This is a genomic window from Clostridium cylindrosporum DSM 605 (genome assembly GCF_001047375.1).
GTDB classification, from domain to species: Bacteria; Bacillota; Clostridia; order Clostridiales; family Caloramatoraceae; genus Clostridium_AB; species Clostridium_AB cylindrosporum.
The window spans coordinates 132,831-145,902 of record NZ_LFVU01000002.1 but is presented as its reverse complement, the minus strand read 5'-3'; the positions used below and the strand labels follow the sequence as shown (position 1 = coordinate 145,902).

Below are 13,072 nucleotides of genomic sequence, written 5' to 3'. Positions count from 1 at the left end.
AAAAGTCAATTAAATGTATAAGTTTTAGGACTAAAATACTATTAGTAATAATATTTAATATTAGTGATGTTTATTATTATTAATAGGAGGATTTGAATGATAGATAAAAAGAAGATTTATGATGATATATTTCATAATCCTAAATACAAAAATATATCTTATCATGAAATGGAAACTCTTTATAAAAATGCTTTAATAGGTGTATATGATGATAGTGTAATTCCAGAGCCTAAGGTTAAAATAAAATATGCTTATTCACCTAAAAATGCAGTTGATTATGCAATGAAATATGCACTGAATTATAATCCGAACTATCCGCATTATGCCGGTATAGGGGGAGATTGTGCTAACTTTGTTTCTCAGGCATTATATGCAGGTGGAAAGCCAATGATTGGTAGAGATGCAACTAGTCTCAAAAGCTGGTTTTGTAGGTCAAGAAATAAATGGGATGTTAAGTTAATATCATCTACATGGAGAGGTGCAAGTGCCTTTGCGCTATATTGGAGAGCAAATGCAAATGCATTTAAAGACTTCGGTAGTTCTTATTTTGAGAATTTAGAATCCTTTAGAGAAATATACAATTATGGCGTAAGAGGTGACGCATTATCACTACTTGATTCCTACGGGAAAGCTTATCATACCTTAATAATTGTAGACTATGATAATGGAGATTTGATATGTGCTTCACATTCATATGATTCAAATAATAGGTCTCTACTTGCTGCTGAGCCAGAAGGAGGAGTAAGGATTTATAGAATGAGTTAATAGGAAGTTGTATTATGTTTCATACTTGAAAGCAATTATAAGGAAGGTACAGGTTAGTATAAGTATGAGAAGAACTATCATAAATGTTAAAGGAATAGTTCAAGGAGTAGGTTTTAGACCATTTATATATAGATCTGCAATAAAAAATAGCCTGAAGGGTTTTGTATATAATAACTTAAGTGGATTATATATAGATATTGAAGGGAAAGAATCGGATATCAATGAGTTTTTATATAATCTAAAATATAATCATCCTCATTTAGCTAAAATTAATAACATTACTACTAGAGATAAGAAACCAATGTATTATAAAGATTTTCAGATAAGAGAAAGTAAGAGCATAGATCAAGAGGTTACTTTAATATCACCTGATATTGTTACATGTAATGTAATAAGTGCATAGAGGACATAAAAGACAAGCAAAATAAGAGATATGAATATGCTTTTACAAATTGTACCGACTGTGGGCATAGATTTTCTATTATAAAATCTACGCCCTGTGATAGAGATAAAACAACAATGCAAAGTTTTAAAATGTACAGTGAATGTAAATTAGAGTATTTAAACATATTAAACAAAAGATTTCATGCACAACCTAATTCATGTCCAGGTTGTGGGCCAAGTATATGGATGTTAAATTCAAATGGGAAAAAGGTAGATATAAAAAATATATACCATGTAATGATGGTGGCCTTTCTTTAGGACAAATTATGATAGGCAAAGAAAATATCATAAGTTTTAGTTAAATAAATAATTTTATTAGTCAAGTAGTAGAGTTTTGAGTATTGGTAAAGGTTTTAAATTTATACCAATACTTTTTATATTTTAAAGAAATCTTCATACAATCTTTAAATAAAAGTATTAGTATTATATAAGTAAAAGTATAAAATCGAGAATTCCATATATTTTTAGGTGTTATTATAATACATAGGGAGGAAAATATATGAGCAATATTTTAATAATTGAAGATGAGAAAAGTGTTTCAGAGGTATTAAAAGCCTACCTAGAGAAGGAAGGGTATAAGGTTTGTTGCACTACAAAGGGATTAAAAGGTATAGAAATCTTTAAGTCAATGGATTTTAGCCTTATTATTCTTGATTTAATGTTACCAGATATTAGTGGAGAAGAAGTATGTAAAAAAATTAGACAATTTTCAAATGTTCATATTTTTATGCTAACAGCTAAGGCATCACTTAATGATAGAATAGAAGGGTTAAATATAGGTTCAGATGAATACTTGGTTAAGCCATTTAGTCCAAGGGAACTAACAGCAAGGGTTAATGCTCTTTTTAGAAGATTAAATACAAAGGCAACTAATTTGGACTTACTTTTTTACGATGAAAGATTAAGTGTTGATTACGATAAAAGAGAGGTAAAAGTAAATGGAGAAGAGGTTTCATTTACACCAAATGAATTCGATATTTTGTATGTGCTTATATCAAATAAAGGAAAGGTTTTATCAAGGGAACAATTAATAAATAAAGTATTTGGTATAGATTTTGATGGATATGATAGGACCATTGATGTACACATAAAAAATATTCGTAAAAAGATAGAGTTAGACACTAAAAATCCAAAATACATTGTTACTGTTATGAAAGTAGGTTATAAATTTGGTGGTGAGAATTAATTGCAAACGATAAGAAAAAGGTTAGGTATTTTATTTGTTATTTGTTCTATTGCAGCAATATTATTAATTACACTATTTGTAAATATAACAGTGAATAATAAATTTGATCAATATATGAAGGATATACAAAATAAAAGATATGAAAGAATTGTATCCTATTTTCAGGAGGTATATAGAAGAGAAGGTAAGTGGAGTAAAAATTCAGGTATTGAGTTAATGCACGAGGCGTATATGAGTAATTACTGTTTAACTTTATTAGACAGTAGCAAAAAGTTTATATGGGGAATGAATCCTAGTGAGATTAAAAGCAAATTACATGTAAATACCATGCTAACAAAAGAGAAAGGAATTTATACTTCTAATAGGTTTGAAATTAAGGTTAATGAGAAGTTAGTTGGATATGTAGAAATAGGTCAGTATTCACCTATATTGTTAACTAAAGAAGATATGCACTTTAAAAGATCAATAAATGAAAGTATAGTTATTAGTGGGATAATAGCGCTCATTATTATAACTGCTATAAGCCTTTACTTTTCAAAGCAATTTTCAACTCCAATTATGGAAGTTGCAAATATGTTCGTTAGATTATCAAAGGGGAACTTTGATACAAAGTCAATTTCAGAAAGTAATATTGAGGAGTTGGAGAATTTAAGAAAAAGTATAAATATACTAGCTGAAAAATTAAGATATCAAGATATGATTAGAAAAAGATTAGTTTCTGATATATCTCATGAAATAAGAACACCATTAAATGTATTACAGAATAACTTAGAAGCTATGATAGATGGTATTTTTCCTGTTACTGCAGAAAGGTTAAGTTATCTTAATGAAGAAGTTATAAGATTTGGTAAATTATTAAGTAATCTAAATACTTTAAAAGAATTCGAGTGTGAAAGTATAAAGCTTAACTTTGAATTAATTAATTTAGATGAGTTACTGGAAGATATATGTAAGGATTTCTATGTAGAGGCAAACAATAAAAACATTAAGCTAGACTACTGTATAGAGCCGAAGGAAAAATATCTTATAACTGGTGATAAGGATAAGTTAAAACAAGTGTTTATTAATTTAATATCTAATGCCATTAAGTTTACTGAACTAAATGGTAAGGTGTCAATTAATATTTATAGTCATAATAAGAATGTTATTGTGGAAATAAAAGATAGCGGTGTAGGAATAAAAAAGGAAGACCTACCTTTCATATTTGAGAGACTTTATAGAGGTGACAAAAGTAGAAATGAAATTGAAGGCAGTGGAATAGGATTAACTATTGTAAAAAATATATTACAGTTTCATTATGCAAATATTGATGTGGAAAGTGATGAGGGGGAAGGTACTATTTTTAGGATTTACTTTATAAAGAGTTAAATGTATAAACGATATAAAGAGTATTGGTAATAATTATTTCCAATACTCTTTATATCGTTTACTTATTTTTTGCTACTTCTAATACAGCAGCTTGATGTTCAGGATCCTTTTTCCCATCTTTGTGTCTTGTACTATTTAAAAAATGAATATCAAAGTGTCCATCCATACCATTTTTTTTGATAACATCTAGATTTTTACCTTTTCCGTAGCCCTGTGAACGATTATTAATTACCGAGTATGCTGGTGAAGAGTCTAATCCTGCATGAGGCATAGCACTCATAGAAGCAGAATACTTTTTATCATCTATTGTTAGAATTACTGGTCTTCTTGCCCATGAAAATCCATTCCATATACTCTTTATTATTTTTGTATCCTTTGTAGTGAGGGCTTCAGCATCAGCATGATTTGTACCCATAGTTCTCTCTACCATGAAAATTTTTCCAGTTTCTATATCAGTAACTAAAGCTGTAGTTCCAACTGAAAAAATAGTTCGTCCACTTTTCCACCAGTCTACAAGTAATGGACTAGAAGAATGGTTAGCTTGTTTTTTATTTGAAGGCTTTACCGCTACAGTTTTCTTATTATTTAATGACTTTTTTAAATCAGGTTTTACTTGCTGCTTTTTAGTATCTGCATGTGCAAAAGCTAGGCTAGATGAAAGAGATGGTTCAAGTCTATTTTTGTACATAAATAATGTTTCTGATGATAAAGTTATTAAAATCATTATCAAAAGGTAAGTAAAATGTTTTTTGTTCATGTGGTTCCTCCTCAAAGCCTATAAAGTCAGTTATCAGGTTCAGGACGAAGAGTTTATTATATAAATGTGACTCGACCTAAAAGAATATTCTCAGATGTAAAGATACTAGGCTTATTTCTAGTTATTTATCAATTCTTTATTGATTTAAACACATTATACCTAAAAACTATGTAGATAATATAAAGAAGTATAAATTATTTTTTATTGTTTAATTAATTATTAGCTTCAAAGAATTTATTTCGAATGTCCTCAAGGTTAGTAGTTTTTAGGTTATCAACTACTTCAATTATACCTAAGGCTCCATTATCCTTTAAAATTGCATAAGAACCAGATTTTTTCGGAATAAATTCTACTTCATTTACACCTTTCTTTGCTTTAAACTTAGAAACCGTATCACCAGTAATTGCATCTGTAATACTATATTCTCCTTCAGCATTATCAAAATTACTTAAATCAAAGGTTAATTTAGTTTTTTTACTGTTACCTGTTACAATTACTAAAGGTTGTAGTTCATATCCTTTACCTATAAACTCTCCAAAATAATCTTTATCAAGGCTTGAAACTTTATTAATTAAAGTTTTAGTTGGAGCCTTTGTTAAATCATCGCCATAAATACTAGTTTGGCTTTGACTTTGTTCTTCAGAATTTTCATCTAATGGAGTTGCACAGCAACTAGGACCTGTGCTAGGTGCAGGAAGTGATGGATCTGGGGTTGATGTATCTACAGAATCAAGATTATCTACGACTTTTATTACACCACTTATCATACCCATCCAACAGCTAAAGTTTATATCCTTATCACCAGGTGTAAACTCTATAATATTTTCACCCTTTTTTATTTTAAGTTCTTTGTTTATAGCTTGTGCTACAAGGGCATTGTTACAAGAATTAAGTTCTTCACCATTAATTATCCACTTAACAGGTATCCCCTTTTGAACGTAGAAGGCATTAGGTGTATATCCATTATTATTAGCAGTCATTGTTATTATCTGAACACCATCCTGTAGAGTTGCTTTAGCAACATTTGCATTATCTGAAGTGCTTGGATTTATACCAAGTAGACTTTTTGTAGTACTTGCAACTGCTGTTAGTGGATTAACATTTATTCCAGCAAGTGCGAAGCCTCTATTTCCCATTATTAATCCAAGAACTATGATAAGAACACCACTTAATTTTAGTATTTTTTTAGTGTATCCTTTAGCTAAAATTCCTGATAGTGCACCAAAGGTTAACATTAAAGGAACCGTTCCTAAAGAAAATACGAACATTGCGATGGCACCTTTAAGTGCACTTCCTGTTCCTAAAGCAAAAAGTTGCATAGTTTGAAGTGGACCACATGGCATAAGACCATTTAAAATACCTACAATAAATGGAGAACTAGACTTACCTTTAGCTTTGCATACGGAACTAGGTAGTTTTATACTGATCTTTCTAAAAGCCTTAAATCCTGCCATGTTTAGTCCCATAATAATCATAAAAATAGCAGCTAGTATTTGCATAATTGCTTTAGCAGTAATAGAAAGTGAAAATACTGAGCCTATGGCACCAATTAAACCACCTAAAATAGTATAGGATATTACTCTTCCAAAATTATATAAAAGAGCAGGCTCAATTGCTTGGAATTTATTTTTGCTCTCCTTTGATATAGTCTGTGAAAGCATAATTCCACCACACATACCAACGCAGTGTATTGATGTAAGAACCCCTACAACAAATAGTACAGCGTAGGAAGCGTTAGTAAGTTTTTCCTCCATATCAAAGCCGCTAGTTTTTAAACCAAAAAGTACAATAGCTGCAACAACTATAAGAATTCCCATGAATTTGTAATCATTTGATCTCTGAGTACTGTATCCAGATCTTTTTATAGCAGATTTAATCATATTAAGATTACATAATTTATCATCATATTCAATTTCAGCAAATTCTTCACTATAACTTACTTTGACAGAAATTACCCCGTCTAATTTTTTCAAAGCTCTTTCAACTCGATTCTCACAAGAGGTACAAGTCATTTCATATACTTTGATTTTTTCTCTTCTAACACTCATAAACTCACTCCTAATATGTATTTACAAGATAAAGTATATAAAACAGATATGTTGATTTTATGAAGATTTAATAAAGGATTTCATTTCTTCAATATTCATTGCTCCAATTTTTTTATATATAATATTACCTTCCTTATCAATAAAAAATGAAGTTGGTATAGAAGTGATATTATATTTTATGGCTACATCCTTATTAGAATCTAGTAAAACATTAAAGTTAAACTTGTTTTCATCTATAAAGGATTTTACTGTTTCTTTATCTTCCCCTATATCAATAGCCAAAATAACTAGATCAGAATCTTTTGTTTCCTGGTAAAGCTTTTCAATATCAGGCATTTCAGATCTGCAAGGTGGACACCAAGTGGCCCAAAAGTTTATTAATACATGTTTGCCTTTTAAAGTACTTAATGAAACTTCTTTACCATTTAAATCTTTTAGTTTAAAATCTATAGCCTTTGTCTTTACAAAAGTATTCTGCTTTTTATCAGCGCTATTAAGTGCATAGTTCTGAACAGAAGAATTACTATTATTCATGTCAGGGTTTTGCAGAGAATTATTTTTATTTTTGTTATAATTTAATACAGTATAAATACTTACCCCGAAAAGTATTACTATTAATAACATTAGAATAACTTTTTTCATAAAAAGTTGAACCTCCACTTTTAAAAATTAATAAAATTTAAGTATCTACTTAAAATGCTAAGAGAATTGGTAAATGTCATAATTCCCATGATAATTAATAACAAGCCACTAATTAAAGAAATAGCTGACATATATTTTAAAAATCTGTTTTTATACTTTATAAAGTTTTCTATTGCTAATGCAGTTAAAGTAAAAGGTACAGCAACTCCTATTGAGTACACACTTAATAATAGGACACCTTTATATATGGTATCTAAGCTACTTGCATAAATTAATATAGAAGATAAAATAGGCCCAACACATGGAGTCCAACCAAATGCAAATGTCATTCCCATAATTAAAGAGCTAAATTTTTTACCTATTAAGTTAAATGATGAAAATCTCTTCTCATAATAAAATAACTTAATTTTAAATATACCCATAGTATGTAATCCAAAAACTATCATTAACAACCCACTAACTTTTCTAAAGAGATTTTGATTCTTAATCAATATGTTACCTAATGTAGTAATTGAAGCACCCATAAGGATAAATATAATAGAAAAGCCTAAAACAAAACCTAAAGATTTATATAGAATAGATAGTTTTTTGCTCTTATTATCCATATCCTTAATGGCACTTCCTGTAATATAACCTATATATGCAGGCACTAATGGGAGTACACATGGAGATAAAAAAGAGAGTAAACCAGCACAGAAAGCTAATATTAAAGTAATATCATTCAAGATTTAAGTCACCTCCATTAATTAAATTTATTATAAAAAATATATATAAATTTAGCATTTATATATAAAGATGATGTGAAGATAGATTACGACTAAAATAAAGGGAGAGAATCTACATAATGTCTTCACAGGTATAAGTTATAATATAATAACAAAATATAAAGGCTAAGAGGGTCAGTGTTTAAATAAAACTTTATTATCAAAACTACTAAGGATAAAATTTCAAAATGGAGGATAAAATTAAAAAATGAGGATTATGAATAAAGTAATAATTATATTTGTTATTTTAACAGTTATAGTAGTATCAGGTTTTACATATTTACATTCTGAAAAATTTCAAACTATAAATAAAGTTGATACATATATAATGATCAATGAAAAATATTCATTAGAAGATATAGCAAATCAATTAAAAGAAAAGTCTGTTATAAAGTCAAAGGATGAATTTATAAAATATGCTAATTTATTCAGATTAGATGATAATATTAAAAAGGTTAATATTATCATAGAACGAGATGATAGTTATTGGGAGTTAATTTCTAAGCTAAAATCAGGAAAATCTGACTTTAATTCAGTTACTATACCTGAGGGATTAACATTTTATCAGATAGCAGAAAAGTTAGAATATGAAACTAAAGTTAAAAAAGAAGATTTCTTAAAGATAAAGTCAAATGAGATACATTCTAATAACTTAATTTCAAAAAATTCAAATAATTATTATGAGCTAGAAGGGTTCTTATTTCCTGATACATATTATTTACCAGTAAATGCTTCTGCAAAGAATATTACTAATTTAATGCTTAATAGATTTAAAAGCGTCTTTTCTGAAAAATATGTAAATCGTTCTAAGGAGTTAGGACTAGGTATAAGTGAAGTAATAACAATAGCATCCTTGATAGAGAAAGAAGCGGCAAATGATAATGAAAGAAGTAGAATTGCTGGTGTTATATATAATAGAATAAAAAAGGGAATGCCTCTTCAAATTGATGCAGCGGTTATATATGCAAAAACAAAAGGGAAAAGTAGTATGCAAAAGGTTACTTATGATGATTTGAAAGTTCAAAGTAAATATAACACCTACCTATATAAAGGCTTGCCCCCAGGACCTATTGCATCCCCTGGGATAATGTCCATAAAAGCTGCACTTTATCCAGAAAAACATGATTATTTATATTATGTTGCAAAGGATAAGAGCGGACATGTCTTTAGCAAAACTTATAAAGAACACTTAATTAATGTAAATAAATTTATAAAGAAGGGAAATACCTAAACAAGGTACTTCCTTTTTATATTATCACTAAGTTGATCTTTTAATAATATACTGTTTATGTATAAAGTTTTAGGAGATTAACAATGAATAATTATCTAGATAGTTGTCCTCTTACACTAAACACTACAAGAATATGTGGTGATAATCCTATTAATACAGCTATAGAGGTATCTAAGATTGGATTTTCTAACATGAAACCAAACGCTGTTATATTAGTAAACAAAGATGAGGTTTTCGATGGAATAGCAGCAAGTTCATTAGTTCACTTTCCAATCAATGCCGTTATTTTATTTACTAATGGTAACAAACTAAGTAAAGAAACATTATGTGAAATAATGAGACTATCTCCAAAGAGCTATAAAGGAATACAGGTAATTTTAGTTGGTAATGTTTCAAGAAGTGTATCAGATGAATTAAACCATCAGGGTTTTACAACACAACACATAGCTGGACGTAATCACTACGAGACTTCTTGTAAAATACCAAGTGAAAGAAAAAAATTTAAAAATATACTTGTAGTCTCCGGGGAAGATTACTCAGAGGGTATAATGACTTCTTACTGGTCTGCACATCATGGTGATCCTATTTTGTATGTTCAAAAGAATAAGATTCCAACTTGTACAAAAGAAATAATCAGAAAAATGAATGATATTAATATTTATATTATTGGTTCAACAAAAACGGTATCCAGATCAGTTGAAAAAAGTTTATCTGAGCTAAGGAATGTAAAAAATGTATGTAGAATAGATGGAGATACTCCCTATGATATTGCTATTAATTTTTCCAAATTTAAAGATGATAATACGGAATTTGGCTGGGGTAGAAATTATAGAGAAGGTCACGCATTTACCTTTGGTACGCTAAATCATCCAATGGAAACTATATCTGGAGCATTGTTTGCACATATGGGGAAGCATACACCTCTTCTTTTGATTAAAGATAATATAGTACCATTTACGGTAGAAAGATATATTAAGTCTATTAAGCCTATACATCCAAAAGACATGCCTAAACCTCCATTTATGCATGGGTATATTATTGGAGATACTTCAGATGTTAGTTACTCTACACAAGTAGCCATAGAAAGTTTACTTTCAATTGACCATGAAATGATGGATATGGAGAACAAAGATGAAATAAAGCATATGATGAATCATAGTACTAGTGAAGAGCAAAAAGATATGAAGCACCACATGGAGTAATTTAGTATATTATAAGTTTCTTCATATTTTCTTTATATAAAAAATGTAATATATAACTATACTAAATCTATGGAGGTATAGTTATGAATTGTCACAAAAATAATAAAGAAGATAATAAACATAGTTCCTTAAAACATATACTTCATATGCTTCTTTGTTGTGGTTTACCTATAGTAATTATGATTTTCCTACCAGTTATAACAAAGTATAGTTCTAGCCTAGGGGGCTTTCTTGGAAAAATAGCACCATTTATATGTCCAGTAATGATGATCTTCATGATGTATATGATGATGCGTGGTAACAACAAGAGAAGCTGTTGCAACAATTCAAAGAGTGAAAATGATACTAAGGAAATACTTTAGATTATAAGAATAAATATATTTAGGAGAGACTCATTTTAAAGTGATCTCTCCATTTTGCGTTACAATAGAATTATATTTGGTAATAATAAAAGAAGATAGAAGTTTTATTTAATACATATTATGCTAATACATTCTTAAGTTAAACTAGAAAAAAGGAGAAGCATTCATGGCATTTATGAAAGAAAAAATAAAGATTTTAATAATAGAAGATGAAGAAAGTATAGCTGAATTTATAAAAATGGGGTTAGAAGCAGAAGGATTTATGGTTTACACTCATTTTGAGGGTAACAGCGCTGCCTCAATTGCAAAAGAAATAAATCCACATATTATTATACTTGATATTATGCTTCCAGGAATGAATGGATACAAGGTATGTTCTGAGATTAAAAAACTGATAAAAACATCTATTATTATGCTTACAGCTAGAGATGATATAGATGATCGTGTTCTTGGTTTAGAACTTGGGGCTGATGATTATATGGGTAAGCCTTTTAGCTTTAAGGAGTTATTAGCTCGCATAAATACTAGATTGCGTAATTGCTTTCCTGAATTAGCTAATATAATAAGTGTAGGATTATTTCTTATAGATGATGGAGCCCATGAAATTAGCTTTCAAGGTAAAGTTTTATCTTTATCTCCTACAGAGTATAATTTGCTTAGATACTTATTAGTTAATGATGGGTTAGTATTAAGTAAGCAAACTATAATCGAAAAGGTTTGGGGGCCTGAATTTAATGGAGAAGAAAACATTGTAGAAGTATATATAAGATATTTGCGCGATAAAATTGGTGATAAGGATCATAATGTTATTCGTACTATTAGAGGGGTAGGATATAAGGTGGTAGTAGGATGATATTAAATAGATTAGATATAAGAAGTTTAAAATGGCAAGTGTTAATAAGGTCTTTTTTAATACTAATTTTTTTACTATTAATTATGGGAATTTCACAATATATGATAATGAGACAGTTTCTATATAATAATAAAGATCAGTTTTTAGAGTCAAGGATTCATAATGTTGACAAGAGTATAATAAAAGGACTAAAAACCCCTGAATTAGTGAGAGAAAAATCAAAATTCATTATACATAAAATATCTGACCGTAATATTAATGTAGTGATTATTAATGATAATGGAAAGGTTATATTAGGAGATTCCTATAAAGCACCTTATTTATCTGAAGCGGAGTATAAAGAATTAATAAATGTAAAAGGTGAGCTGAAAGAGTATCGTATAATTAAAGATAAAAATAAAAATACAAATACAAGTATAGTTAAATTTATTAAGACAGGCAATCCATATTCAAGTTCAGGATTAATCCAAGTAAGTTCTTCGACTCAATTAATACATTTTATGCTTGAACGTGCAATGTACATATACATTATTGCAGCGATTTTTATAATTTTTATAGGAGCTATAATTGGTGGTACAGTTTTAAGTCATACTTTAAAACCTTTGTATAGTGTGACTCGTACACTTAAGAAAATCACAGCAGAAAAGCTTGATATGAGGTTACCTATAGATAATGGTCAATCTGAAATAGATAGCTTATCAAAGGCTTTTAATGAAATGCTAGAGAGAATAGAAATATCCTTTGAAAAGGAACAAAAGATTAGAGAAAAAATGCAAAGATTTGTTTCAGATGCCTCCCATGAGCTTAGAACCCCACTTACATCTATACATGGTTTTGTAGAAATTTTATTAAGGGGAGCAGCTAAAAATGAGACACAATTAAAATTAGCATTAAATACAATTTTAACTGATACTGAACGTCTTACAAAGTTAGTAAATGATCTCTTGCTATTAGCTAAGCTAGATGAAGAAGTTCAAATTGAAATTACCGAAGATGATATAAAAGAAATTATAGAGGAGATTTATCCTCAGCTACAAATTATCGCTGGAGAAAGAAAAATTAATTTGAACTTAGAGGAAAATATTATACTAAGAGTAAATAAAGATCAAGTTAAACAGGTTATTTTTAATTTATTTCAAAATGCTGTGCAACATACAGATGAAAGGAAAGGAGTAATTTCAATTAACTTAACTTCAGTAGATCAGTGTTCAGATTTTCATGCATTACTTCAAGTGGAAGATAATGGAGCTGGGATTCCGAATAAAGATTTAAATGGAATTTTTGATAGATTTTTTAGAAGTGAATTTCATAGGTCTCGTAAAGAAGGAGGCTTTGGACTTGGATTATCTATTGTAAACTCAATAATAAATGCACATAGGGGAGAAATAAATATTAAAAGCGAACTTGGAAAAGGAGTTATAGTTAGTATATATCTAAGGTAGAAGATAAT

At 28.9% G+C, this 13,072-nt stretch carries 13 protein-coding genes and 1 pseudogene; 10 read left to right on the top strand and 4 right to left on the bottom strand.

Annotated elements, in window-relative coordinates; genetic code table 11:
* Positions 1-96: 96 nt before the first annotated feature.
* From CLCY_RS01280 to CLCY_RS01265, 5 genes and pseudogenes are all read left to right on the top strand, one after another.
* Positions 97-765, top strand: coding sequence for an amidase domain-containing protein (locus CLCY_RS01280; protein WP_048569325.1), 669 nt, complete (start codon positions 97-99; stop codon positions 763-765).
* A gap of 64 nt (positions 766-829) precedes the next feature.
* On the top strand, positions 830-1,168 hold the full coding sequence (locus CLCY_RS01275; protein ID WP_152668064.1) for an acylphosphatase: 339 nt from the start codon (positions 830-832) through the stop codon (positions 1,166-1,168).
* Positions 1,165-1,356 (top strand): annotated as a pseudogene (locus tag CLCY_RS14135) (hypothetical protein); the annotation flags it as partial. The gene CLCY_RS01275 and the pseudogene CLCY_RS14135, both read left to right, overlap by 4 nt.
* A 352-nt stretch (positions 1,357-1,708) precedes the next feature.
* Entirely contained in the window at positions 1,709-2,395 is a 687-nt protein-coding gene (locus tag CLCY_RS01270) for a response regulator transcription factor (RefSeq protein ID WP_048569323.1), read from the top strand.
* Complete coding sequence (locus CLCY_RS01265) at positions 2,396-3,763, top strand: sensor histidine kinase (protein ID WP_048569322.1); 1,368 nt, start codon at positions 2,396-2,398, stop codon at positions 3,761-3,763.
* A 58-nt stretch (positions 3,764-3,821) separates the two neighbouring features.
* Here the strand turns inward: CLCY_RS01265 and CLCY_RS13260 are convergent, their stop codons facing one another.
* The 4 genes from CLCY_RS13260 to CLCY_RS01245 form a co-directional block, all read right to left on the bottom strand.
* On the bottom strand, positions 3,822-4,520 hold the full coding sequence (locus tag CLCY_RS13260) for a hypothetical protein (protein WP_053083213.1): 699 nt from the start codon (positions 4,518-4,520) through the stop codon (positions 3,822-3,824).
* Positions 4,521-4,732: 212 nt separating this feature from the next.
* Positions 4,733-6,568, bottom strand: coding sequence for an urease accessory protein UreH domain-containing protein (locus CLCY_RS01255; protein WP_048569321.1), 1,836 nt, complete (start codon positions 6,566-6,568; stop codon positions 4,733-4,735).
* Between the two features lie 57 nt (positions 6,569-6,625).
* A complete protein-coding gene (locus CLCY_RS01250; RefSeq protein WP_048569320.1) occupies positions 6,626-7,210 on the bottom strand; it encodes a TlpA family protein disulfide reductase in 585 nt (194 codons plus the stop codon).
* Between the two features lie 20 nt (positions 7,211-7,230).
* Positions 7,231-7,935 carry a cytochrome c biogenesis CcdA family protein gene (locus CLCY_RS01245; RefSeq protein ID WP_048569319.1) on the bottom strand — a complete coding sequence of 235 codons (705 nt, stop codon included), beginning with the start codon at positions 7,933-7,935 and terminating at the stop codon, positions 7,231-7,233.
* 247 nt (positions 7,936-8,182) lie between these two features.
* Between CLCY_RS01245 and mltG the strand changes: the two genes are divergently transcribed.
* The 5 genes from mltG (at position 8,183) to CLCY_RS01220 (ending at position 13,064) form a co-directional block, all read left to right on the top strand.
* The gene (gene mltG, locus CLCY_RS01240; protein ID WP_048569318.1) at positions 8,183-9,205 is read left to right on the top strand and encodes an endolytic transglycosylase MltG; all 1,023 of its coding nucleotides are present in this window, start codon (positions 8,183-8,185) and stop codon (positions 9,203-9,205) included.
* 83 nt (positions 9,206-9,288) lie between these two features.
* Positions 9,289-10,407, top strand: a complete 1,119-nt coding sequence (locus tag CLCY_RS01235) for a cell wall-binding repeat-containing protein (protein ID WP_053083211.1) — start codon at positions 9,289-9,291, stop codon at positions 10,405-10,407.
* 83 nt (positions 10,408-10,490) lie between these two features.
* Positions 10,491-10,769, top strand: a complete 279-nt coding sequence (locus CLCY_RS01230; protein ID WP_048569317.1) for a hypothetical protein — start codon at positions 10,491-10,493, stop codon at positions 10,767-10,769.
* 166 nt (positions 10,770-10,935) lie between these two features.
* A complete protein-coding gene (locus CLCY_RS01225; RefSeq protein ID WP_048569316.1) occupies positions 10,936-11,622 on the top strand; it encodes a response regulator transcription factor in 687 nt (228 codons plus the stop codon).
* On the top strand, positions 11,619-13,064 hold the full coding sequence (locus tag CLCY_RS01220; RefSeq protein WP_048569315.1) for a sensor histidine kinase: 1,446 nt from the start codon (positions 11,619-11,621) through the stop codon (positions 13,062-13,064). Before CLCY_RS01225 ends, CLCY_RS01220 begins: the two co-directional genes overlap by 4 nt.
* The last annotated feature ends 8 nt before the right edge of the window (positions 13,065-13,072 follow it).